Annotated in this window: 26 protein-coding genes and 1 other RNA gene; 10 read left to right on the top strand and 17 right to left on the bottom strand. The window is 63.3% G+C overall.

Going from position 1 to position 23,476, the window contains the following annotated elements; translation table 11 throughout:
* Window positions 1-23 precede the first annotated feature (23 nt).
* The 11 genes from J2W40_RS14160 to mscL all read right to left on the bottom strand — a co-directional run bounded on the left by J2W40_RS14160 (window position 24) and on the right by mscL (window position 8,488).
* Window positions 24-338 (bottom strand): (2Fe-2S) ferredoxin domain-containing protein, encoded by a 315-nt coding sequence (locus J2W40_RS14160; protein ID WP_310225912.1) that lies wholly within the window; start codon window positions 336-338, stop codon window positions 24-26.
* Window positions 339-348: 10 nt separating this feature from the next.
* Window positions 349-897 (bottom strand): J domain-containing protein, encoded by a 549-nt coding sequence (locus J2W40_RS14165; RefSeq protein WP_037475360.1) that lies wholly within the window; start codon window positions 895-897, stop codon window positions 349-351.
* A gap of 69 nt (window positions 898-966) precedes the next feature.
* Window positions 967-1,352: RNase P RNA component class A (gene rnpB / locus J2W40_RS14170), an RNA gene on the bottom strand.
* 41 nt (window positions 1,353-1,393) lie between these two features.
* On the bottom strand, window positions 1,394-2,092 hold the full coding sequence (locus J2W40_RS14175) for an N-acetylmuramoyl-L-alanine amidase (protein WP_037478310.1): 699 nt from the start codon (window positions 2,090-2,092) through the stop codon (window positions 1,394-1,396).
* A 113-nt stretch (window positions 2,093-2,205) separates the two neighbouring features.
* Window positions 2,206-3,075 (bottom strand): CheR family methyltransferase, encoded by an 870-nt coding sequence (locus J2W40_RS14180; protein WP_310225914.1) that lies wholly within the window; start codon window positions 3,073-3,075, stop codon window positions 2,206-2,208.
* A 2-nt stretch (window positions 3,076-3,077) separates the two neighbouring features.
* Window positions 3,078-4,160, bottom strand: coding sequence for a chemotaxis protein CheB (locus J2W40_RS14185; RefSeq protein WP_310225916.1), 1,083 nt, complete (start codon window positions 4,158-4,160; stop codon window positions 3,078-3,080).
* Window positions 4,161-4,228: 68 nt separating this feature from the next.
* On the bottom strand, window positions 4,229-4,594 hold the full coding sequence (locus J2W40_RS14190; RefSeq protein ID WP_310225918.1) for a response regulator: 366 nt from the start codon (window positions 4,592-4,594) through the stop codon (window positions 4,229-4,231).
* 85 nt (window positions 4,595-4,679) lie between these two features.
* The gene (locus tag J2W40_RS14195; RefSeq protein WP_310225920.1) at window positions 4,680-5,117 is read right to left on the bottom strand and encodes a chemotaxis protein CheW; all 438 of its coding nucleotides are present in this window, start codon (window positions 5,115-5,117) and stop codon (window positions 4,680-4,682) included.
* A gap of 4 nt (window positions 5,118-5,121) precedes the next feature.
* A complete protein-coding gene (locus tag J2W40_RS14200; RefSeq protein ID WP_310226152.1) occupies window positions 5,122-7,494 on the bottom strand; it encodes a chemotaxis protein CheA in 2,373 nt (790 codons plus the stop codon).
* Between the two features lie 137 nt (window positions 7,495-7,631).
* Window positions 7,632-7,901: a hypothetical protein gene (locus J2W40_RS14205; protein WP_310225922.1), complete on the bottom strand. Its 270-nt coding sequence runs from the start codon at window positions 7,899-7,901 to the stop codon at window positions 7,632-7,634.
* Between the two features lie 143 nt (window positions 7,902-8,044).
* Window positions 8,045-8,488, bottom strand: coding sequence for a large conductance mechanosensitive channel protein MscL (gene mscL, locus J2W40_RS14210; RefSeq protein ID WP_310225924.1), 444 nt, complete (start codon window positions 8,486-8,488; stop codon window positions 8,045-8,047).
* A 103-nt stretch (window positions 8,489-8,591) separates the two neighbouring features.
* Here mscL and J2W40_RS14215 point away from each other — a divergent pair, with 103 nt between their 5' ends.
* The 4 genes from J2W40_RS14215 to J2W40_RS14230 are packed head-to-tail and all read left to right on the top strand — an operon-like array spanning window position 8,592 to window position 11,255.
* Window positions 8,592-9,194, top strand: a complete 603-nt coding sequence (locus J2W40_RS14215; protein WP_310225926.1) for a LemA family protein — start codon at window positions 8,592-8,594, stop codon at window positions 9,192-9,194.
* A gap of 53 nt (window positions 9,195-9,247) precedes the next feature.
* Window positions 9,248-10,045: a TPM domain-containing protein gene (locus J2W40_RS14220; protein WP_310225928.1), complete on the top strand. Its 798-nt coding sequence runs from the start codon at window positions 9,248-9,250 to the stop codon at window positions 10,043-10,045.
* Window positions 10,046-10,050: 5 nt separating this feature from the next.
* Window positions 10,051-10,728, top strand: coding sequence for a TPM domain-containing protein (locus J2W40_RS14225; RefSeq protein ID WP_310226154.1), 678 nt, complete (start codon window positions 10,051-10,053; stop codon window positions 10,726-10,728).
* Window positions 10,725-11,255 carry an NUDIX hydrolase gene (locus tag J2W40_RS14230; protein ID WP_310225929.1) on the top strand — a complete coding sequence of 177 codons (531 nt, stop codon included), beginning with the start codon at window positions 10,725-10,727 and terminating at the stop codon, window positions 11,253-11,255. The genes J2W40_RS14225 and J2W40_RS14230 overlap by 4 nt, the downstream gene beginning before the upstream one ends.
* On the opposite strand, the gene J2W40_RS14235 is transcribed toward J2W40_RS14230, so the two are convergent.
* Entirely contained in the window at window positions 11,252-11,710 is a 459-nt protein-coding gene (locus J2W40_RS14235; RefSeq protein WP_310225931.1) for a DUF6456 domain-containing protein, read from the bottom strand. The two genes, J2W40_RS14230 and J2W40_RS14235, sit on opposite strands and share 4 nt — an antisense overlap.
* A 98-nt stretch (window positions 11,711-11,808) precedes the next feature.
* On the opposite strand from J2W40_RS14235, the gene J2W40_RS14240 reads away from it, so the two are divergent.
* The gene (locus tag J2W40_RS14240; protein ID WP_069066098.1) at window positions 11,809-12,372 is read left to right on the top strand and encodes a helix-turn-helix domain-containing protein; all 564 of its coding nucleotides are present in this window, start codon (window positions 11,809-11,811) and stop codon (window positions 12,370-12,372) included.
* A 59-nt stretch (window positions 12,373-12,431) separates the two neighbouring features.
* Window positions 12,432-13,604, top strand: a complete 1,173-nt coding sequence (locus J2W40_RS14245) for a glycosyltransferase (RefSeq protein ID WP_310225934.1) — start codon at window positions 12,432-12,434, stop codon at window positions 13,602-13,604.
* Here J2W40_RS14245 and J2W40_RS14250 read toward each other — a convergent pair.
* Both J2W40_RS14250 and J2W40_RS14255 read right to left on the bottom strand, forming a co-directional pair.
* A complete protein-coding gene (locus J2W40_RS14250; protein WP_310225935.1) occupies window positions 13,580-15,223 on the bottom strand; it encodes a molybdopterin oxidoreductase family protein in 1,644 nt (547 codons plus the stop codon). The two genes, J2W40_RS14245 and J2W40_RS14250, sit on opposite strands and share 25 nt — an antisense overlap.
* 82 nt (window positions 15,224-15,305) lie before the next feature.
* On the bottom strand, window positions 15,306-16,166 hold the full coding sequence (locus tag J2W40_RS14255) for a metallophosphoesterase family protein (protein WP_310225937.1): 861 nt from the start codon (window positions 16,164-16,166) through the stop codon (window positions 15,306-15,308).
* A gap of 70 nt (window positions 16,167-16,236) precedes the next feature.
* On the opposite strand from J2W40_RS14255, the gene J2W40_RS14260 reads away from it, so the two are divergent.
* On the top strand, window positions 16,237-17,157 hold the full coding sequence (locus J2W40_RS14260; protein WP_310225939.1) for a diacylglycerol/lipid kinase family protein: 921 nt from the start codon (window positions 16,237-16,239) through the stop codon (window positions 17,155-17,157).
* Here J2W40_RS14260 and J2W40_RS14265 read toward each other — a convergent pair whose 3' ends face one another.
* Entirely contained in the window at window positions 17,158-18,315 is a 1,158-nt protein-coding gene (locus J2W40_RS14265; protein WP_310226156.1) for a GNAT family N-acetyltransferase, read from the bottom strand.
* Window positions 18,316-18,460: 145 nt separating this feature from the next.
* Here J2W40_RS14265 and J2W40_RS14270 point away from each other — a divergent pair, with 145 nt between their 5' ends.
* Entirely contained in the window at window positions 18,461-19,528 is a 1,068-nt protein-coding gene (locus tag J2W40_RS14270) for a fatty acid desaturase family protein (RefSeq protein ID WP_310225941.1), read from the top strand.
* Window positions 19,529-19,530: 2 nt separating this feature from the next.
* On the opposite strand, the gene lptG is transcribed toward J2W40_RS14270, so the two are convergent.
* Window positions 19,531-20,631 carry an LPS export ABC transporter permease LptG gene (lptG, locus tag J2W40_RS14275; protein WP_310225943.1) on the bottom strand — a complete coding sequence of 367 codons (1,101 nt, stop codon included), beginning with the start codon at window positions 20,629-20,631 and terminating at the stop codon, window positions 19,531-19,533.
* A gap of 4 nt (window positions 20,632-20,635) precedes the next feature.
* The gene (gene lptF, locus J2W40_RS14280) at window positions 20,636-21,853 is read right to left on the bottom strand and encodes an LPS export ABC transporter permease LptF (RefSeq protein ID WP_310225945.1); all 1,218 of its coding nucleotides are present in this window, start codon (window positions 21,851-21,853) and stop codon (window positions 20,636-20,638) included.
* A 129-nt stretch (window positions 21,854-21,982) separates the two neighbouring features.
* On the opposite strand from lptF, the gene J2W40_RS14285 reads away from it, so the two are divergent.
* Both J2W40_RS14285 and J2W40_RS14290 read left to right on the top strand, forming a co-directional pair.
* Window positions 21,983-22,477, top strand: a complete 495-nt coding sequence (locus tag J2W40_RS14285; protein ID WP_310225947.1) for a DUF2141 domain-containing protein — start codon at window positions 21,983-21,985, stop codon at window positions 22,475-22,477.
* A gap of 10 nt (window positions 22,478-22,487) precedes the next feature.
* The gene (locus J2W40_RS14290) at window positions 22,488-23,456 is read left to right on the top strand and encodes a diacylglycerol/lipid kinase family protein (protein ID WP_310225949.1); all 969 of its coding nucleotides are present in this window, start codon (window positions 22,488-22,490) and stop codon (window positions 23,454-23,456) included.
* Window positions 23,457-23,476 lie beyond the last annotated feature (20 nt).

Raw genomic sequence — 23,476 nt, forward strand, 5'->3', positions numbered from 1 at the left:
AGGATTGAATGGTAAGGATAATATTAAGGCTGTTTCGGCGCACCGATGCCCAAAGTGACAGCTAGTTCATCCAGATCAGCGCCCGGTTGCACCAGCAGCCATTCGCGACTCGCCGCGCCATTGACCACCGTCACCGCGCCCTTCGGACAAATGCCCAGGCAATCGACCTCGACGATGCCGGCCGCCGCTTTGCGCCCCTTGCCCAGCGTCAGATGCTTGCGCAGCGCCTTGGCCAGCCTCTCATCGCCATCTGGGCCAAAGCCGCCGTCCAGCTTCTTGGCGCATTTGCGGCACACCAGCACGGCGTTGCGCCAATTGGAGCGGACATGGGCCTTCATCGATCGGCCTTCAATCTACCGCGCCGCGGGGTTTCCATGTCCGCCGCTCCTCGGCCGCGCGCAGAACCTCATAGGCGGCCTGGATCGTCTGGAATTGGACCGCCGCTTTGGCATCGCCCGGCTTGACGTCGGGGTGAAACTCCTTGGCCAGCCGCCGCCAGCTTTTCTTCACCGCTTCGAAATCGGCGTCATCTTCCAGCTCCAGCGCCTGGAGCGCATGCAGTTCGTCGCGCGACCGGTTGCCATCGCCCGGCCCACCCCAGCCATGATAGGCGCTCGACTGAAAGCCGCCTGCATCGCGCCGCTCATCATGTTCGCGCTTCGCCCGCTCTTCGTCATCCAGCCCCTGAAAATAATCCCAGTTCCGGTTATATTCGCCCGCATGTTCGGGGCAGAAATACCAGCGTTCCGGGCTGTTAGGGGATTTGGGCGCAGGGCAGTTGCCCGGTTGGTCACAACCAAAGCGGTCGCAGCCGCGCACCGCCTGGGCTTCACGCGATGCGCCATAGCTGCGCCAGCGGGGAAAGCCCCAGTCATTGGATCGGCCGTTACGAGACATTAGTTACAGGTAAGGATTCCGTCAGAAAAACGCCACCCCGCTGCAGCGCAAAAGGGGTCGCCAAAAAAATGTGCCAGAGGGCCTATAAGCCGGGTTTTGTCCTCTCCTTGCGGAGATGTGCGACCATTCCTCTAGGGGACGGATTACTCCGCCCCTCCAGCAACCAACCCGGACGATCTCGGTCGAAACAGACCTAGCAGCCGAAACTGCGCGCCGTCCCTATTCGGTCTTGCTCCCGGTGGGGTTTACCGTGCCGTCTTGCGTTGCCGCAGACGCGGTGCGCTCTTACCGCACCCTTTCAATTTCGCATGGCCTAAGCCGTTGCGACCTGCTTTCTGTTGCACTGTCCCTTGGATCACTCCAGCCGGTCGTTAACCGGCACCGTCATTTCGTGGAGCCCGGACTTTCCTCGCCGTGGAAGTTACCCGCCACGCCGCGGCCGCCCAGCCCTCTGGCGGATTGGTCCCTAGCGCCGTTCGGGTCCGGCGTCACCTGCTTATTCATCGCCCCTGGGCTTTGGCAGCAACAGCGCGAGCAGGATGGCACGGCATTCCCCGTCGATCACCCCGTCGATCCGTTCCGGGCGGAAGCGGCGCTGGAACGCGACCACCGCCGCCTGCGGTTCGGCAATGTCATAGCCGAAGCGTTCGAGCGCCAGCATGAAGCCGCCATCGGTCCAATGCGGGTCCATCAGATTTTTCGTTGGCCGGGGAAGCGCCAGCCGCAGCCGCGCCAGTTGGCCCCAGGGAAACAGCTCGCCCGGATCCTGCTTGCGCGCGGGCGCAATGTCGCTGTGGCCGACAATATTGCCACGCGTGATCCGGTGCCGCTGGGTGATGTCATGGACCAATGGGATTAACGATCCCATCTGCGCTTCGGGAAAGGGTCGATAGCCCCATTCATGCCCCGGATTGATGATCTCTATGCCGATGCTGGCCGAGTTGATGTCGTCGATGCCGCGCCAGTGCGATCGTCCGGCATGCCAGGCGCGCTTGGCCTCATCGACCATGCGGATGATTTGGCCATCCTCGGTCACGACATAATGGGCCGACACCTTCGATTCCGGGTTGGCCAACCAGTTGATCGCGCTCGCCGCGTCGGGCATCCCCGTATAATGCAGCACCAACATGGTGATGGGCAGGCTGCGCTCGTCATAATTGGGCGACGGCGTCTCGATCATCGGCAGCTTGGTCATCATGCCCTTTCGGCCTGCACCGTCGATCCGGCAGCCTGACCATGACAATGGCGCAGCAGAGCGTTGCAATCAAGCATGGTTAGGGGTGGCACGAGCAGCAACGCCCGGAAATATCAGCCAGTCCGCCGCGTGCGTCCGATCGCGCCATCCGGCAATGCCACCTGCCGGGCATAGGCACCGCGAAATTCCGGGTGCGCGATGAAGTCGTCCCCCTGCCCGATCACCGTCTCACCCGCGCCCAACAGCAATATCGTCCTGGCATGGCTGTGCCGCCCCAATAGCCGCAGCACGGCCTGTCGCCGCTCCGGCGAGAAATAGAGCAGGACATTGCGGCACAGGAGCAGGTCATATTCGCCGGTCGGAGCCTTGGCGTCGAACAGATTGTCATGGCGGAAATCGATCATCCGGCGCAATTCTGCGCTGGCGCGCCAATCCTCGCCATGAGGCTCAAACCATTTGAGAAGATCGCCGATGGCAAGCCCACGCTGGACGTCCATTTGCGAGAAGACTCCCGCGCGGGCCTGGTCGATCGCAGTGGCCGAAATGTCGCTTGCAAGGATTTCGATACGCCAGCCGCTCCAACGCGCCGCATCGTTGCGCAGGCGGATCGCCAGCGAATAGGCCTCCTGCCCGGTCGAACAGCCCGCGCTCCAGATGCGCAACGTCCGATCAGCGCGCTGTGCATGGATCGTCGGCAGAATCTGGCGATGGATCATGTCATAAATCTGGAGATCGCGGAAAAAGCTGCTTTCATTGTTGAGTAGAGCGTCAACCACATCCTGTTCCAGACGGGGATCGCTCTTGCGCGTCAATCGGGCAGCCAGTTCGTCCATGTCCGCCAGCTTATACTGCCGCAGCACGGGCCGCAGCGCGGTTTCCATCCGCCAGGCCCTGCCTTCAGACAAGGCCTGGCCAGTGCGCGCTTCCAGCAATCCGGCAAGTATGCGCGCAGCCCCTTCAAACATCGGGACAGGGGGAGCCATTCTCATGCGTTTATCCTGCCGCGTCGCATGATGAAGTCCATCATATATTTGGGTTCCATCAAGGCGCAGGTGAGGCCTGCCCCCGCTACCGACCCAGGCATGCCCCATACCACGCTGCTGGCCTCGTCCTGCGCAACGATCCAGCCGCCAGCAGCCACGATGTCGCGTGCGCCGACCGTGCCGTCCCGACCCATGCCGGTCAGCACGACCCCGGCCGCCCCCGCACCATAAACCTCCGCCATGCTGGCGAACATCGGATCGACGCCGGGCAAATTGCCGGCTGGCGTGCGTTCGGGATTGAGTTGAATCATGACCCGGCCATAAAGTCCCCTGCGGACCTGAAGATTGGCATTGCCCGGCGCGACATAGAGGGTGTCCGGGGCGAGAATGTCGCCGGTTTCCGCAATCTTCACGCGCAGGCTGGTCATACGGGTGAGTTGCTGCGCGAAATAGATGGTGAAGCTGGCGGGCAGATGCTGAGTCAGCAGAAGCGGCACGCCGAGCGGCGCGGCCAGTCCTTCGAACAATTGTCCCAGGGCATGAATCCCCCCGGTCGATGCGCCGATGCCCAGGCAAGACAATGGCTGGAGCGCGGGTTGCAAGACTGGCGGCACGACTGGTGCCGCAGACAATATGGTCAGCACCCGCTGATCGAACAGGCGGTTGAGTCGCTCGATCAATGCCTGGGAAAATTGTTCGCCAAAGCTGCCGCTGCCCGGCTTGGATACGATATCGCTGGCACCAAGGGCCAGCGCCTCAATCGCCGCGGCACTGCCTTCCTCGCACTTGCCCGACAGGATCGCGACCTTCACTCCGGCACGTGCCGCAAGAATGGCGGGCAGCGCGGCAAGCCCGCTCTGTCCCGGCAGTTCAATGTCCAGCAGAACCAGATCGACCGGATGATCCGCCAGATAGCCCAACGCGAGTTCGGCGCTGTTGGTCTTGTGCACCACATTATAGGCCGGATCGAGATTCAGGATGCGCTCGATCACCGTGCGCACGACCACCGAATCATCGACGATGAGGGTCCGTACGGCCCCCTGTCCTGTCCTGTGGCTGGTCATGGTCGGCATGCTGACGGTCATTGGGAGACTTTCTGCACGAAGAAGAAACGGTAGGACTTACTCCCTGAACTGGAGTGCGGGCTGTCGCCCTATATCACTCCGACAATCGCCAATTTGCTTTCCAGCGTTTCCCGATCAAAAGGCTTCATGACATATTCGTCGGCCCCAGCCTCCACCGCAGCCTTGATATGACTGATGCCGTTTTCAGTGGTGCAAAAGATAACCTTGGGTCGGGCGGTCACCTTTGACGTCGTCAAAGCCTGCAAAAACTCCATGCCGCTCATCACTGGCATATTCCAGTCAAGCAGGACCACGTCCGGTGCGGAGGCTTCGCACTGAGTCAGGGCATCCTGTCCATCCACCGCTTCGGTGACGGTCAGGTCAAGCGATTCGAGGATATGCCGGGCTACCTTGCGGATAACCTTCGAATCATCGACGACCAGGCAGTTCTTCATGAAGCGTCCCTTTGGAATTTATGGCCCGAAAATCGATAGCTAGCGGGCAAATGCGAGTTTTTGGTAAACGGGATCGAAAACAAGATCAGGCCGCCTGCGCCTGACCACCAACATCAATGAAGCTGCCCAGCGACACGAGCAGCCAGGCGTTGCCATCCTGCTCCACGATGGCGCGGGCATAAGGTGCCCAGGCGCGGTCGAGCTGGCCCCGCAGCGGCAATTCGCCCTGCGGAACGCGGCAGATGTCGGATACGCCATCGACCATCAGGCCATAGCTGTGCCCGGCGATATTGGCGATAATGGCCAGCCCGCCTTCGCGGCTGGGCGAGGCAGCCCCCTTAATCAGCGCGGCCGTGTCGATGATCGTCAGCACCCGGCTGCGCAGCGCGGCAAGGCCCGCAACATGCGGGCCCATGCCCGGTACCGGCGAAATCTCGGTCAGCTTGACGACGGCTTCCACCTCGCTTGCTTCCACCGCGATCCGGGTGCCTGCCAAAGTGGCGAAAAGATATAGTTGGTTCATGGCTCTATCCCTGTCCCGCGGCGATTGCGGCCATCAGCGCGTCCTGATCATAGCGGTAGATGCTGGCATCGCGCGGTCCGGCGGCGCGGGGCGAGGCCCGCAATTGCACCACCCGGCATCCCGTCATCTCGGCCATGATCCCGGCCAGCTTCGATCCGTCGCCATCATGACAAAGCAGCACGTCGTGCGGGTCGATGGTTCCGTCCTCCGGCAGGCCCAGCACCACGTCATGCCCAGCCTGCCGCAATAGCGGTGCCAGTATCTCGCGGGTCCAGCCATCCTCGCTGTCGGCCAGCAGGCAACGGCCGCCCTGGCTTTCGAAACCCTCTTTTCCGGACAGCGAAGCGAACAGTGCAAACGGGTTTATCACCTCCAGATGCTCGCCCTCGATCACCGCGATACCGCTTAGCATTCCGTGCATGGCGACCATGTCTGGGACGAGCGGCATCTGGACGATGTCCAACACGGTAGCGACCGGATAGCAGGCCTCCTGCGTACCGTCGCGCAGGCGCAAAGCGGACACCTTATCCCGATCGAATTGCCACAAGCCATTAACAACAGGGACGAGTCGACCGTCGAGCCGGACAAAGGCACAGTTACCCGACCGACCGAACAGGCTGGCGTCGATATCCTCGACCCGGTCGATAAGGGCCAGTTTGAGCAGCCGTTTTTCGCCGGTCACTTCCTCGAACCGCAGCGCTGCGACCATTTCGACCCCGGCCTGGGCGTCTGCCTGTTCCTCGGTCTGTCGCGCCGCCTGATCGTCAAGAATGGTGGGCAGTTGGGCCGCGCTGGCAATGCCCGCCGCATCCAGCAGCAGCATCGGCTTGCCATTGTCCGGCAAGGTCATGCCCGCATAGACCCCGCTCGCCATGATGAGCGGCGAAGCGGGGCGGATCACCAGTTCCTCATGATTGTCGACCGCCGCCACACCCATTGCATAGGGCACGCCGCTGCCCGAACGCACCACCATGATCGCGCGCGGTGCGGCCTGCGCTGGTCGCTCCATGCCCAGCACATCCTCCAGCTCGATCATCGAGTGCCGCACGCCGCGGATTGTCGCGATCTGTGCGCCGCCGATGCAACTGATCTGGAGCATCGCATTATTGTCGTGCAATATCTCTACCACGGCCGCGCGCGGAATGGCGAAATGCAGGCCGCCTGCCCGCACCACCAGGCCCGGAATGATGGTCAACGTCAGCGGCACACGCAGGGTGATGCACAGGCCCTGGCCCGGATGATTGTCGAGCGCGATGACGCCGCCGATCCGCTCCACATTGGCGCGCACCACGTCCATGCCGACGCCGCGTCCCGAAATAGATGTGACCTGAGTGGCAGTGGAAAGGCCGGCCTGAAAGATGAGGTCGAGCCTTTCGGCTTCAGTCATCCGCGCAGCCGCTTCGGGCGTCAGGCGGCCTGCGCCAATCGCCTTTTCCACCAGCCGCGCCGTGTCGATGCCAGCGCCATCGTCGCTGATGGTGATGACGATCTGATTGCCCGACTGGCGGGCCTCCACCCGCAGCGCACCGGCTTCAGACTTGCCGACGGCGCGACGCCGTTCGGGGGTTTCGATGCCATGGTCGATACTGTTGCGCACGATATGGGTGAGCGGGTCGACGACCATCTCCACCATCTCGCGGTCCATTTCGACATCGCCGCCCTCCAGCGTGAGGTCGATGCGCTTGCCAAGATCGCGGCCAAGATCACGGACCATGCGCGGGATGGCCGCGAACAGCCGTTCGACCCGCTGCATCCGTGTCTTGGAAATCACGTCGCGCATGTCCGCCACGCAGGTCGACAGCCGTTCGAACACATTGTCGAGTTCAGGGTCGGCTGACCGTTCGCGCAGCTTGCGCGACAATTCGTTACGCGCCAGCACCATGTCCGACACGCCGTTCATCAACTGGTCGATCAGGCTGAGCGGCAGGCGGATGGTGCGCGGGCCGGCCTGCCCCGTTTGCCGCGCCACCGCGACCGGCGCTGACGGCACTTGCGCTGCGGCCTGTTCCGTCGGCGCGTTCAGCGCGGCGATCAGATAATCGTCATTTTCATTGGGGAGCGCCGCGCCCCTGGCAACCGCTTCGGTCAACTCTCCGATCCGGTCCATCAGGCCCAGCACCGCGCTCACGGTCGCGGCGTCGGCCCCGCGCTTACCGGCGCGAATGTCCGCCAGCACATCTTCCGCGGCGTGGCTCAATCGTTCAAAGCGGGGCAGGTTCAGGAAGCCACAACTGCCCTTAACGGTATGAAAGAAGCGAAAAATCGCATCCAGCCGATCGCGATCGGACGGGTCAGCCTCCCAGGCGACGACTTCCCCAGCCAACGCTTCAAGCGTTTCCTGAGTTTCCGATATAAATTCCTGTAATAATTCGTCCATTGCCATGGCCCCACCGATGCGCGCGGCTCCACCTTTGGCGGGACGTGGTTAAAGGGCCGTTAAAAGCCATGGCGCGGACAGCAAAAGGGCGCCGCGATAGACTCGCGACGCCCCTTCACTGCAATAGCGAAAGCCGATTACTGCTGGTTTTCGACGGCTTCTTCAGCCCGCTCGCCCGCTTCGCGGGTGGCGTCGGCCTTGTTTTCCAGCGCATCGGCGGCGTTTTCAGCGCGCATTTCGGCAGCGCCGGTCAGATTGTCAGCCATGGCTTCCATATTATCAGCCTGGTTGTCGAGCGCGTCCGCCTGATTTTCGTAAGCGTTCTCGACCTGATTTTCCTTGGCGGAATCGCACGCTGCGAGCGCGACAAGGCTGGCGAGGCCAAGGACTTTGACGAAGGTTTTCACGGCGTTGTTCTCCTGTTGCGCCCCCTGGGGCTACCTACTTCGCAAGGCTTCCAGGCCGCGAATGCAGCCTTCAGCCCTGACCGCGATCAACCGGCCGCACTCATGATGGTTCCCGTCGCAGTCTCGTTTCGTCGCATAAACGATCATTTTTTCAGAGAATCGCGGATTTCGCGGAGCAGCACAATGTCCTCCGGCGTCGGCGCGGGTGCTGCGGCCGGTGCCTCGGCTTCCTGCTTGGCCGTCAGCCGATTAACCAGCCGAACGAGCAGAAAGATGATGAAGGCCAGGATCAAGAAATTGACCAGCACGGTTAGAAAGGCCCCCCAGCCGAACATGGCGACACCCGCCGCCTTCAAATCGGCATAGCTTTCGGGATTGCCCTGAAACCCGGCGGGCAGCGCGCCAAGCCGGATGAAGTAGCCCGAAAAGTCAGCGCCACCGAAAATATACCCCACCACCGGCATGATCACGTCATCAGTCAGCGATTTGGTGATGGTCGCGAACGCGCCGCCGATGATGACGCCGACCGCCAGATCCATCACATTGCCGCGATTGATGAATGTCTTGAATTCCGAAAGCAGGCCCATGGTTTACACCCTTTTACCATCTGCGATATTATCTGCATGGCCCGTTGCGCCGATCAGTTCAACGCCCTATTTTCAGCAGCGAAACAACCGCCAAGGATGTCCCATGACGCGCCTGCGCCGCTTCTCGACCTTTCTGCTGCCGCTCTTCGGGGCGTTCGCCCTGTCCGCCTGCGGCCTCAACAGCGTTCCGACAGCCGAGGAGGAGGCGAAGGCCAAATGGGCCGACGTGCAGGCGCAATATCAGCGCCGCTCCAATCTGGTCGGCAATCTGGTCGCCACGGTAAAGGCCGCAGGCAAGCAGGAGCAGGACACGCTGGTCCGCGTGACCGAGGCGCGTGCCAAGGCGACGTCGGTGCAGGTCAATGCGGAGGATTTGTCCGACCCTGCCAAGGTCGCGCAGTTCCAGGCGGCGCAGGCGCAGTTGAGCCAGGGGCTTGGCCGCCTGCTGGCGTCGGTCGAGGCCTATCCCGATCTTAAGAGCAATGAGAATTTCCTGCAGCTCCAGTCGCAGTTGGAGGGCACCGAAAATCGCATCGCCGTCGCCATTCGCGATTATAATGGCGCGGTCCAGGCCTATAATACCCGCATCCGCACCTTCCCCGATGCGATCGGCGCGAAGATCATCCATGGGGCCAAGCCGATGACGCCGTTCCAGGCCACCACCCCCGGCGCGGAAGAAGCCCCACCCGTCGATTTCGGCAATTGAGCATAAACGCGGCATTTCACGCGCCCGCAGGGCGAGCGCAGCGCCTGTGGGGCATGGTCCTCATGGCGCTGTTCTTCTTGTTAGTCCTCGCCCCGGCGGCGTGGGCGCAGGATTTTCCGAAATTCGATGACAAGGGCGTGGTCGATGCCGCCAATCTGCTCGACCCGGCGCAGGAACAGGCGCTTAGCGAGAAACTGATCGCGCAGAAGCAGGCCAGCGGGCGATCGCTGGTTGTGGCGACCATTCCAGATCTGCAAGGCTATGATATTGCCGACTATGGCTATCGGCTCGGCCGGTCGTGGGGCATTGGCGACAAGGATAGCAATGGCGCGCTGCTGATTGTCGCGCCCAATGACCGTAAGGTGCGGATCGAGGTCGGCTATGGGCTGGAAGGGACGCTGACCGATGCGCTCTCTTCACAGATTATCCGCAATGCCATCACGCCGCGCTTCAAGGCGGGCGACATGCCCGGCGGCATCCTAGCGGGTGTGGACCAGATCACTGCCCTGCTCGCCCTGCCGCCCGAAGAGGCGCAGGCCCGCGCCGCCGCAGCGGAGGCGGAAGCGCGCAAGGCCAATAGCGGGGGCGGCGCGATCCTGGGCTTTTGGGCGGTCATGTTCTTCGTCTTCTTCATCCTCCTGCCGCTGCTGTCGCGCGCGGGCGGCGGCAAACGCTATCGCCGGGGTCGGGGCAGCATGCCGATCATATTGTGGGGACCGGGTGCCGGAAGTTCGGGCTGGGGATCAGGTGGCGGCTCCGGTTGGGGTGGTGGCGGCGGCTTTGGTGGTGGCGGTGGCGGCTTTTCGGGCGGCGGCAGCTTCGGCGGTGGCGGCGCATCGGGGGGCTGGTAATGGGCATGCAGCTTCATCTGACCCAGGCCGACCATGACCTTGTTTCCGCCGCCGTAGCAGAGGCCGAAGCGCAGACATCGGGGGAGATCGTCACCATCGTGGCGCGCCGGTCCGATGCCTATCATGACGTCGGGCTTAGCTGGGCGGCGGCGGCTGTTTTTCTCGCGCTTGCCCTCATGACCGCCTTCCCCCAGCATCTGCGCGCCTTTCTGTCGACGCTGTTTCTCGATTGGGAGCATGAGCTGGCGGACTGGAAGCTGATGACCGGGCTGCTCGGCCTGCTCATCCTCAAATTCCTGATCGTGCGCTATGTGCTGGCGATCATGCCGCTGCGCATGGCGTTGACGCCGCGTGCGACCAAGGCGCGGCGCGTGCGTCGTCGCGCCATCCTGCTGTTCCGTTCCGCCGTGGAGGCGCGCACCCATGGGCGCACCGGCGTCCTCCTCTATCTATCGCTCGACGAACATCGCGCCGAACTGGTGGCCGACCGCGCCATCAACGACAAGGTAACGCCCGAAATGTGGGGCGAGGCGATGGCAGCGCTGATCGAGGCCATCCGCGAGGGGCGACCGGGCGAAGGGCTTGCGGCCGAAGTGCGGCAGGTCGGCGCGATATTGGCGACACATTTTCCGCGCGCGCAGGGCGACACCAACGAATTGCCCGACAGGCTGATCGAATTATGACCGACCCGGATCGCGATGCGCCCGAAGAGGTGATGTGGCAGGGCCGCTTCATCACCGCCAAACAGCGCGGCAAATGGGAATATGTGGGGCGCGCGCGGGGCATCCAGGCGGCGGTCATCCTGGCGATGGATGACGGCCATGTGCTGCTGGTCGATCAATATCGCGTGCCGCTGGGCCGCCGCTGCATCGAACTGCCCGCTGGCCTGGTGGGTGACGAGGCGGCAGGCGAGGACGCCAGCATCGCCGCCGCGCGCGAGTTGGAGGAAGAGACGGGCTACCGCCCGGCCCGGCTCGAATCGCTGGGCCAGTTTTTCAGCTCTCCGGGCATGGTGTCGGAGAGTTTCACGCTGTTCCGCGCGCATGGGTTGGAGAAGACCGGCGATGGCGGCGGTGTCGAGGGCGAGGATATTATCGTCCATCGCATCCCCCTCGCCACCCTGCCTGACCAAATCGCAGCTTGGCGCGCGCAGGGCTATGCGATGGACGTGAAGCTGCTGCTGTTGCTCGGCGCGGGAATGATGGCTTAAGCCACCCGATACCAGTCCGCAACGCGCTCCAAGGCGAGGGTCAGCACCAGCTTGCCCGCGCGGCTCGGCCAGCCCAGCGCCTTTTCGGCGGCGACAAGGCCTTCGCCTGCACAGACCACGCGCCACAATATGTCGGCGAGGCCCGGCCCGGCGGCGGCGATCGCGCCGTTGAACCGTTCGCGCGCGGATAATTGCGCGCTGGTGGGGTCGGCTTGTCGTCCCGGTCCACGCCGTCCGCCCTCGCGCGGAGCCGCGTCCCAGCACATCGTCACCCGTGCGCCAAGGCCCGCTTTTTCCCAGTCGGCGCGCAGGCGTTCGCCCGCCAGATATTGACGTTCGCTCACATGGCCGCGCGCATGCAGCCAAGCGAGCGGCGATTCGCCGAGATTGACCATCACCCGCTGCGCCCGGCCATCGGGGCCTTCGATTGTCTGCTCGATATGCGTTGCAGCCATCACTCGCTCCTGCTGACAAGAATCGGATGCCCACCCCTTGCCATGGAGGATCATTTGTAGGAAAGAGAAAACCAAATAGGTTATTATAGAGGCATGGGATGATCACCCGTATCCGCGAAGTCCGCAAGGCGAAGGGGCTGACACTCGAACAGGTGGGCGCGCTGTGCGACCCGCCGACCACGGCGCAGACGATCGGGCGGCTGGAAACGGGCACGCGCACCGTATCGGTCAAATGGCTCAACCGCATTGCGCTGGCGCTGGGCGTCACCACGTCCGAACTGGTCGCGCTGCCGGGACAGGCCGAAGTGCCGGTCGCCGCTTTGCTCGGCCCCGATGGCGTGCGTGCGCCGACCCGGCCGCTTGCCTTCCCCTCGCCCGCGCCCAGCGACGGCATGGTCGGCGTCCATGTCAGCGCCAGCATCGGCGATTATCGCAGCGGCGACGCGATCTGGTGCCGCCGCATCGGGCCGGAAGACTTTGCCAGCGCGCTCAATCGCGACATCCTCTTCCCCCGCCCCGCCGGGCGCTTCCTGTTCGGTCGCCTGATCGGGCGGGAGGGCGATCGCCTGCAACTGCTGCCGCTGGGGTCGGGCGCGCGGCAATTGGTGCTGACCGACCCGCCATGGGCCGCAGTCGCCGTGCAACTCGTCCGGCGGCTCTAGCCAAAAGCGAATGCCCCTCTTAACCCGATGGCAAAGGCTGATCCGCGAAAGACAAGACCATGACGCTCAACGTCCTCATGCTATCGACCCTTTTCCCCGATATCAGCCGCCCCAATTTCGGCGTGTTCGTGGAACGGCAGGCGCGCGAACTGGCCAGCCGTGCGGAGGCCACTGTCACCGTCGTTGCGCCGGTCGGCCTGCCGCCCTGGCCATTGTCGCTCAGCGCCCGCTATGCGCCGCTGCGCGCGCTGCCGCGCAAGGAGCGCTGGCGCGAACTGACCGTCTATCGCCCGACTTTCCCGATCATCCCCAAATTTGGCGGGCGCACCAATGTCATCACCATGGCGCGGGCGATCCTGCCGCTGGTGCGTCGGCTCCACGCGCAGACGCCGTTCGACGTGATTGATGCCAGTTTCTTCTTCCCCGATGGGCCGGTGGCGCAGCGGCTGTCGAAGGCGCTTGGTATCCCCTATTCGGTCAAGGCGCGCGGTGCGGACATCCACCATTGGGGCACGCAGCGCGGTACCCGCAAGATGGTGGCGCGAGCGGGCGACGAGGCGGCAGGGCTTCTTGCCGTGTCCGACGCGATGCGCCGGTCGATGGCGCGCATGGGCATGGATGCCGACAAGATCCGCGTCCATTATACCGGGGTCGATCTCGACACGTTCGAACTGTCCGATCGCGCAGCGGCAAAGGAAGCGCTCGATTTCAGCGGGCCGGTGGTGCTGTGCGTCGGCGCGCTGATCCCGCGCAAGGGGCAGGAACTGCTGGTCCGCGCGCTGCCCGCATTGCCCGACGTCACCTTGCTGCTGGCGGGTCAGGGTCAATATCGGCGGACGCTGGAAAATCTGGCGCAGGAGCTTGGGGTGGAGCGCCGCGTCGGTTTCTTGGGGTCGGTGCCGCATCACAAATTGCCGCGCATCTTTGCTGCGGCCGATGTGATGGCGCTGCCATCGGCATCCGAAGGCCTCGCCAATGCCTGGGTCGAATCGCTCGCCTGCGGCACGCCGATTGTCATCAGTGATGTGGGCGGCGCGCGCGAATTGCTCGATCGGCCCGAAGCCGGGCAGATCGTCGAGCGCGATCCGCAAGCGATCGCGGCGGCCATCCAGGCCATCCTTGATAATCCACCGGCACCCGAAAAGGTGCGCGAATCGGCGCAGCGCTTCACTTGGGCGGCCAATGGCGACGCGCTGCTGGCGCATCTTCAGGGGATCGCCGCCTCGGCCTGACCCGCGATCGGCAGGAGGCGCGCGCGGCCGTCGGACGTCGGGAAATGCCCGCCGTCGAACGGCACCTCGCCCCAGCGCCACGGCGTCAATTCGGCATAGGCGGGGTTGGAAATGGGCGCATGGCGGCGCAGGTTGAGAAGGCGCGTGCCATCATTGCGATAGGCGGTCAGCCGTCCATGTTCGCGATAAATGTCGGCGGGCTGTTCATAATGGAAGGCGTCGCCCCAGCCCATCGCCTGCGCCACCCGCGTCAGCATCCACCAGTCGGGCCGCGCCTCGCGAGGCAGATCAAACAAGCGCCTTTGTCGGCTGACAAGGCGGTCCAGCCCTGTCACCGTGCCATCCTTTTCGATCCAGTTTGCCGATGGGAGACATAGGGTCCAGCCGTCGTCGGCCTCCTCGATGCGGTCGGTTGATCGGATCGACAGCGGCACGGCCGCTCGCGCGGCGCGCAGCCAGTCCGCCGCGCCGTCATCCGCACCGATGCTCCACAGCGCCCGCACCTGTCCGTCGCGCATGGCGTCGAGCAGCGCGTCGTCCTCCAGTCCGGGCTGCTCCACCAACTGCCGCGCCCCCCAGAAGCGGGCGACATTGGCCCGCATCGGATCAGAGAAATCGCCATGCGCCGCGAGGCCGTCGGCGTAACAACCCACTTCGCGCGCGCCCATGCCGTTCGCGCCGGAGGGCAGCGCGAAGGGTGCCGCGCCCGGCCGCCCGATCCGCCTCGTCAGCAGATGCAGGTCGATCGCCGCTGCTGCGACATCCGCGCCCGCCGTCTCCCCGAACAGGGTCACCAGGCGGTCGGCTGGCCCGATCGCATCGTAGAAATCCCGAACCTGCCCCGGTTCGATCCCGCAGGCCCGTGCGACCGACCATAGATCATGACCGGGTGCCAACTGCTCCTGAAACCCGTCGGGCACGGTCACATGCGCGGCCACGAAAGCCGCGTCGATCAGCCCGCCATCAAGGCTATGCAGCAACAACCCCGCGAGCAAGCGGGCGACGCTCCCTGCGCGAACCGGCAATGGCATGTCGGCTTCGATCCCCCTGCCCAGCACCACGAGCCGCGTGCCGCGTGTGGTGCGCGCCTCCTGCACCCGCTCCAGCAAGAGCGGATGCGCCAGCAACGCCAGCGGATCGGCGATCAGGATAATATCGGCGCGGTCGATATCCTCCAGCGTGGCGGGCATCACATCTTCGCCATAGGCGGCGCGCTGCACGGCGCCGATCGCACCGCGCCAAGGCGCATGGATATGGGCCGAGCCCAGAAAGCCCTTCATCAGCTTGTTGGCGACATAATAATCCTCGGTCAGCAAGCCGCCGCCGACATGCAGCGCCACGCTGCCCGGTCCATGACGCGCCTGCACGGCGGCCAGACGCCGTGCAATCTGGGCGATAGCCTTGTCCCAGGCCACCTGCTTGCCATCGACCATCGGGTGCAGCAGCCGCCCGTCCAGGTCCGTCATGGCCGTCAGCGCATCCGCACCTTCGCACAACTGTCCGGCATTAGCGGGATGCGCCTTGTCACCCTCAATCCGCAGGTCGCGATCGGTGCCGGTCATAGCCCGCACGCCGCACCCCATGCCACACTGGCCGCACAGGCTTCTGATGATCGCCATCTTAGCGCGGATTCCGGTTGCGAACGCTCATAGCTCGCGTCCTAGCGTATCGCGCTATCCGACAAAAGCAGCCACGGCGATGTCAGGCGATGGCACCCACGCTCGCCGGATGATCAACGGCCTCGCCGGTCCAGCTATCGCCTTCCTGCCGATAGGCGACATGGCTGGCCCGCTGGAAGCCCGCGCCGTCCCAGACGATTACCTGCAATTCCACTTCATTGTTCCGATGGACGTGTAGCCAGTTGAAGCTTTGTGGTTCGTCGTTGCGCAGGCGTGTCGATGTCGCAGTGCCAGCTTGAATCACCAGCGCGCCGCCCGCCTGTTCGACCATCTTGGCAGCCGATTCGGCATAAGTCCGGTGAAAATGGCCGGCGAGGGCGAGATGTACGCCAGCTTCGCACGCGGCCTGGATCGCATCCTCATGCTGGCCGACCGCTTCGCTCAATTCGCCGCCCCGGCCGATCGGCATGGCGAAGAGGGGATGGTGGGTGACGAGAATGCGGGTCTTGTCCGGTGCCACCGATGCGAAGCGTTTGCGCAGCATCTCCATCTGGCCATGGTTGATCCGTCCATCCTTGATGGTGAGCGACCGGGCCGTGTTGATACCCAGAATTGCCACTTCAGCATTTTCATAGAAGGGGCACAGATCGCTGCTGATATAGCGTTTGTAGCGATCGAGCGGGGCCATGAAGCGCCGCACTAGGTCGTAAAGTGGCACATCATGATTGCCCGGCACGACGAGCAATTTGAGGCCTGCGCTGCGCAAGCGGTTGAGCCAGGCGGACGCAGCGCGGAATTGATCGACGCGGGCGCGCTGCGTGAAATCGCCGCTGATGACGACCAGATCCGGTCGGCGCTCCTCCAGCCAGGCGGTGGCGGCGTCGACGATCCTGGGATCGTTCGCGCCAAAGTGAATGTCGGAGAGATGTGCGATGCGGGCCATTAAAGGGTAACGAAGTGCAAGCAGATGGTTTCCATTGGACCCAAATCCCCTCTTGCCGTGTTGTTGTGCCATGGAAACGAAAGCGCCCCCCAGCCCTGTTCTTCGCCCCCTCCCCCGCGAGGCAGCGCTGATCGTCAACGCCCATAGTCGCAAGGGCCAGGATCTGTATGCGCAAGCCAAGCAGAAGCTGGAAGAGGCGGGCGTCCGGCTGGTTGCCGCGCATGCGGTCGAAGATCCAAGCCAGATGGACACGACGGTCCGCCAAGCGATCGCCGATGGCGCGCCCATGGTGATCGTGGGTGGTGGCGACGGGTCCATGTCGGGCACGGTCGATGAACTGGTGGGCAAGGATTGCGTCTTTGCCGTCCTCCCGCTTGGCACTGCCAACAGCTTTGCCCGCACATTGGGCCTGCCGCTCGACCTGGACGGCGCGGTGCAGGTGATCGCCCATGGCCGACGACGACGGGTGGATCTGGGTATGATCGACCGGGATTATTTCGTCAACGCCGCCTCGCTCGGCCTGTCACCGATCATCGGGCGCACCGTGCCGCACAAGCTTAAACGCTATCTGGGGCGCATCGGCTATCTCGTCTGGGCGATCAAATGCTCCGTAGGCTTTCGCGCCTTCCGCCTGGTCATCGACGACGGGCAAAAGGAGCATCGGCTCTGGTCCACTGAAGTCCGCATCCTCAACGGTCCGTTTCATGGCGGGGTTGAATTGTCCGACCATGCCGATGTCGATACGGGCGAGATTGTCATTCAAGCGGTCGTCGGGCGCAGCCATGTCCGGCTTGCCTGGGATTGGTATGCCAAATTCTTCAAGCTGCGCGACCGCGATTCGCACACGCAGGAATTTACTGGCAAGTCGTTCACGATTTCGACCCGTCCGACCCAGCGCATTTCGATTGATGGCGAAGTGCTGGCCAAGACTCCCGTCACCGCCAAGGTCGCGGCGGGCGCGATCGAGGTGGCGGTACCGGTCGAGGGTTGATCAGAGCGGCTTTTCGTAGATCTGGTAGACCTTGTTGACCGTGCTGTTGATTGCCTCGGCAATCGCATTCATCCCCTGATTATCGTCCAGCACCCAGCCGATTTCGCCCCGCGTCGATCCATAATGGGCAACCGCGTCAAGCCGGATATGCTCGATCATCATGAAGGCGAGCTGGCTGGCGATGCGCGAGGATTGCAGCCGTTGCACCACGCCCATCAGCGGCACGCGCATGGTGCGGACCTTGGGCTTGCGTAACCACCACAGAAGTTTTGCCCAGCCGAAGGGGAAAAGCGACCCGTCGAGCGGCCCCAGCGCCTCGTTGAGGTCGGGCAGCGTCATCATGAAGGCAACCGGCTCATCGTCCAGTTCGGCGATCATGATGAGATCCTCGAACACGATAGGCTTGAGCTTCTTGCCGGTATGCACGACCTCTGCATCGGTGATCGGCACGAAGCCCCAATTCTTGCCCCATGCGTCGTTCAGGATCGACAGGATGATCGCGGCTTCCTTGTCGAACTTCGCCTTTTCCACTTTGCGGATGCGGATGCGCGGGTTTTTCTGCCCCGATGCGACGATCCGCTGGATGAGCGGCGGGAAACTGCTCGTGATGTCCAAATCATAGGTTTTGAGCTGTTTGGCCGGAGCGTAGCCCGCGCCCTCGATCATCGCTTGATAGGCCGGGCTGTTATGGCCCATCATCACCGTGGGGGGATGGTCATGGCCCTGGATCAAAAGCCCCGGCTCTTCCCAGATCGAGAGCGAAATCGGCCCTAGCACGCGCGTCATGCCCCTGGCGCGCAGCCAGTCTTCCGCCATCGCGATCAGCGCCGCGCCGACATCGGCATCGCTGGCTTCGAACAGGCCGAAATTGCCGGTGCCCGGCCCCATGCCCTGCTCGGCGGGCTGGGCCAGCGCGAGGCGATCAAAATGGGCCGAAATGCGGCCGACCACTTGGCTTCCACGGCGCGCGAGGAAATATTGCGCCTCGGCATGGTCGAAAAAGGGATTGTCGCCCGGCGTCAGCAGCGCCTTCACCTCGGCCTTAAGCGGGGGCACCCAGTTCGGGTCGTTCGCATAGATCGACCAGGGCAGGTCGATAAAAGCCTTGAGGTCGGCCTTGCCGGAAACAGGAGTGATGACCAGATCGGATTGCGTCACGGTTGCCGCCTTGATGAAAGGAATGGGACGCAGTTCGCCGCTTGTTTGCGCAATGTCAATCACGGGCGCGGGATGGCGGCGTATCGGGACGCGGATGTCATGGTGCTGCCACGATATCAGCGCATTTGGAGTGTAGGACGGTCTTATGACAGTGCATGATCCCATATTGGCCGCCGCCCAGCGGGCGCGAGCGACCATTCCCGACGACACCGCCATGCTGCGGGCCGCAGCGGAACTGACGCGCGACTATAGCGTCGCCAATCCGCGCATCTACTGGCCCGATATGCTCGGTTCGGCGCTGATCGGCTGGGCCGCGATGGCGGGCGCGATCGTGGTGGACAATCTCGCGATCGCCATCGTTTGCGGGGTTGTGGCGATGCTGGCGCTTTATCGCGCTGCAAGCTTCATTCATGAACTCACCCATATCCGCAAGGGCGCGCTGCCGGGCTTTCGCTTCGGCTGGAACCTGATCGTCGGCATTCCGCTGATGATCCCGTCCTTTCTCTATGAGGGCGTGCATACCCAGCATCATGCCCGCACCCGCTATGGCACGGCGGAAGACCCCGAATATCTGCCGCTGGCGCTGATGAAGCCCTGGTCATTGCCGCTGTTCATTCTGGTCGCGGCGTTGGCCCCTGTCGGCCTCATCCTGCGCTTCGGGCTGCTGACCCCGCTCAGCCTCCTCCTGCCGCCATTGCGCCGCAAGGTGGTGGCGGAATTATCGGCGCTGTCGATCAACCCCGCCTATCGCCGCCGCGCGCCGGAAGGTGACTTTGCGCGCATGTGGGCGTGGCAGGAAGCAGGTGCCTGCCTGTTCGCGCTGGCGTTGGTGGGGAGCGTGTTCGTTTTCGGCTGGAAACCGCTGCTCGTCTATATGGCGATCCATTCGGCGATGACGGTCATCAACCAGTTGCGCACGCTGGTCGCGCATCTGTGGGAGAATGAGGGCGATCCAATGACGGTGACTGCCCAATATCTCGATTCGGTCAATGTGCCGCCGCCCGGTGTGCTGCCCGAACTATGGGCGCCGGTGGGCCTGCGCTATCATGCGCTCCACCATCTGCTGCCCAGCGTCCCCTATCATGCGCTGGGTCAGGCCCATGCCCGGCTGATCGCGATGCTGGACGCAGGCTCGCCCTATCATCGCGGCAATTATCCGGGGATGATCCCGCTGGTGGGCAAGATCGCGCGTAGCACGATGGGCGCGCGCTGAGGCTATTCTTCGGTCCTGAACAACATGGTTTCGCCAACCAGCAGGAACAGAAAGAAGGGTGCCCAGGCGGCCAGGAAGGGCGGATAGGCACCCAGGCTGCCCATCGCGAGCGAGAAATTGTCAGCGACGAAATAGGCAAAGCCGAGCGCCATGCCCATCACCGCGCGCACGAACAATTGCCCCGACCGGGCGAGGCCGAAGGCTGCCACGGACCCCAGGATCGGCATCAGCAGCGCCGACAGCGGCCCGGACATTTTGTGCCACAGGCTCGCCTCCAGCTCCGCCGTCGGCCGCCCGGCATCGTGCAGGTCGGAAATCGCTGCCTTCAGTTCCGCGAAGGTCAGCGCGTCGGGATCGACCTTGGCCAAAGTGAACTGGTCGGGGCGAATATCCCGGCCGAAGCGGATTGTGCCAACATCGGTTATCGTGCCGCGCGCCACGTCGAACTGGCGTGCGCGCTCCAGCAGCCAACTGCTGGTTTCCACATCATAACGGCCGCGTGGTGCCTCCACGATCGTCGTCAGGCGATTGTTGATCCGGTTGTAAATGCGCACCTGTCGCAACTGGACTTCGGTGCCGCGCCCCGCCACGATCGCGGCGTTGACGAGATTGTTGCCGTCGCGGACCCAGGGGTTGCTCTTGACCCCGCTGTCACGCGGGATCGGGCCATAATCCACCGCTTCCCAGGCACTGAGCGCTGCTGTCGATCGCGCCACGACCCGTTCGTTGAACACATAGCTGATCAGCGAGACGCCCAGCGCTGCCGCGATCAGCGGTGCGAGTATCTGATGCGCGGACAGCCCCGCCGCCTTCATCGAGATGATTTCGCTATTCTGGTTGAGCGTCGCCAGCATGACCAGCGTGCCCAGCAACACCGAGAAGGGCAGGAAGCGCGCAATGATCTGCGGCGCGCGCAGGCCGACATAGTGCCATAGTTGCGCATCGCCATTGCCGGGATAGGCCAGCACGTCGCTGGAATTGCCCAGCAGGTCGAGTGTTTGAAGCACGACCACCAGCAGCGCCAGCACGGCAAACGTCCGGGTCAGGAACAGGCGCGCCATATAAAGGGTGATGGGCGTCGACGGGAAGAAATTAAACTGCATGGCCTCAGGCCGCTCCTTCCTCGGTCACGACCGGCCGACGTTTGCGGCCCAGCCGCAACAGCCGTGCGACCTGCTTCCCCAATTTGGCAAAGGCAAATTCCAGCGCCCCGATCGGTTGGCCGCCAGGACGATGGGCGATGACATGATACATCCACAGGATAAGTCCGGCCACCAGCACGAACGGACCCCACAAGGCGATGATCGGATCAATTTTGCCCAATGCACCGATGCCTTCGCCATATTGGTTGATCTTGTGATAGGTCACGATGAACACAATCGAGAGAAAGACGCCGAGTGCCGATGTCGATCGCTTGGGCGGGATGGCGAAGGCCAGCGCGGCAAGCGGCAGCAGCAACATCATCGCCACTTCGACCATGCGGAAATGGAAATTGGCGCGCACTTCGTCGCGTAATTTGGCGGGGGTCTCGCTGCTGTGGCCGATCACCACCAGTTCGGGGATCGTCTTTTCCCGATCCACGTCGCGGCCACGGAAATTTTCGATTTGCGGCAGGTCGATCGGCAGATCATGGCTGGAAAAGGACAGGATACGCGGCGTTTTATATTTGGGCGAATCATTGACCAGCACACCATCGCGCAACCGGAAAATGATCGTGTCGGGATCATCCGTAGCAAGGAACATGCCCTGCGCCGCCGTAACCGCAACCGATTGCCCATCGCGGCTGCTGGCGCGCACAAAAATGCCCTGAAGATTGCGGCCTTCGTCCAGGCTGCGTTCGATTCGCATCGTCATCCGCCGCCCAAGATTCGTGAACTCGCCCACCTTGATCGACGCGCCGAGCGCACCGGAGCGCAATTCGAAGCGCAACGCCTCATAGGCGTGGCGCGACAGGGGCTGGACCCAGCCGACGATGCCGAAATTGAGCAGCGCCAGCGCAATCGCATACATATAGGGGACGCGCAGCAAGCGACCATAAGACAGGCCAACGCCGCGCATGACGTCCAGTTCGGACGACATGGCCAGTTTGCGAAAGGCGAGCAAGATGCCGAGCATCAAGCCGATCGGTATGCCGAGCGAGAGGTATTCGGGCAGCATATTGGCGAGCATCCGCCACACGACGCTGACCGGCCCGCCCTCCGCCGCGACGAAGTCGAACAGGCTCAGCATCTTGTCGAGGACAAGCAGCATCGCGGCGATCACCAGCGTACCCAGCATGGGCACCGCGATCAGGCGGGCGAGATAACGGTCGGTGGCGGTCAGCATTCTCTAAGTCGTCGTCCCATCACCATGTTTTGGCCGCAAACCCCGGCCATATCAAATGGCATAGCGTTGCGGGGCGAACAGGGGCTCGCCATCCGGCCCATGCCGGTGGCTATAGCTTCCAGGAGTCTGATGGTCATGATAAAAGTTGCAATGGGTCTGATGTCGGGAGCAGCGCTGGTCGCTGCGGTGCCCGCATTCGCCCATGGCCAGGAAATTGCCAATGATCTGGACCGTTGTGCGGCAAGCGCCAGCGGGCCTGCTGTGCTGGTCGATGTGCGCGGTTTTGCCGCCGCCACAGGCAAGGTGCGGCTTCAATCCTATCCGGCGACCAAGGCGGCGTGGCTGACCAAGGGCGAATGGCTGCATCGCATTGATACGGCGGTCCGCCCGGCCAATGGCGCGATGCGATTCTGTATGCCGGTGCCGCAGCCGGGCAAATATGGCATCGCCGTACGGCATGACCGCAATGGCAATGGCAAGACCGACATTTCCAGCGATGGCGGTGGCTTTTCCAACAATCCGGCGATCAGCCTCTTCAACCTGGGCAAGCCGAGCGTCGACAAAGCCGCTTTTTACGCTGGTCCCGGCGTGACGAAAATCACGATCACCCTCAAATATATGTGACCCCAAAGCCATGGTTTGCGTCGCCCTCCTGTCCAATCCCAAGTCCACGGGCAACCGGCAGTCGCTTCCGCGCGTGCGCAGCTATTGCGCGAGCAACCCCGACATCTTCCATTATGAAGTGGAGCATGTCGAACAGATCGGCCGGGCGTTCCAGACCATCGCCCGCGTCGATCCGGTCGTCATCGTCATCAATGGCGGCGACGGGACAGTGCAGGCGTCGCTGACCGAACTCTATCAGGGTGAGCATTTCAAGGGCCGGGTGCCGCCGATCGCGGTGCTGCCCAATGGCAAGACCAACCTGATCGCGCTGGACCTGGGCATCCATGGCGACCCGATCAAGGCGCTGGAGCGGATCGTCGCGATCGCTAAGGCGGGTGTGGACGATCATGTCGTCGCACGCGAGCTTATCGCCCTGTCGGACGGACAGGTCGGCAGCCGGCCGGTCCTGGGCATGTTCCTGGGCGGCGCGGGGCTGGCCGACTATATGCTTTATTGCCGCAACCAGATTTATCCGCTGGGCCTTTCCAATGGCCTGAGCCATTTCATCACCGCGATGGCGGTACTGGTGTCGCTGTTGTTCGGTATCAGCGCGCGCTTTCTGCCGCCGTCGAGCAAGCCGGTCAGCATTTCGCTGATCCGCGACGGGCAACTGGTTGGGCGCTATGCGGTGCTGATCGTGACCACGCTCGAACGGCTGCTATTGGGCGTACAGCCGGGTGACAGTCGGCGCGGCAATATGAAGCTGATGGCGGTGGATCAAAATCTTCCAGCACTGCTGCGCCTGATGTGGGCCAGCCTCTTCAAGCGCGTGGGCAAGCGCCAGATGCAGGGCATCCATCTGGAACAGGGTGACACGATCCGCATCGAGGGCAATCATAGCAGCGTCATTCTGGACGGCGAATTGTTCGAAGCGTCGGAGGGCAAGCCGATCGTGCTGCGGTCTACGCAGCCGGTGCCGTTCCTGCGACTGGCGGCTTGAACCGATTGCAAGACAGCCAT

It is taken from the genome of Sphingobium xenophagum (assembly GCF_031457465.1).
GTDB classification, from domain to species: Bacteria; Pseudomonadota; Alphaproteobacteria; order Sphingomonadales; family Sphingomonadaceae; genus Sphingobium; species Sphingobium xenophagum_A.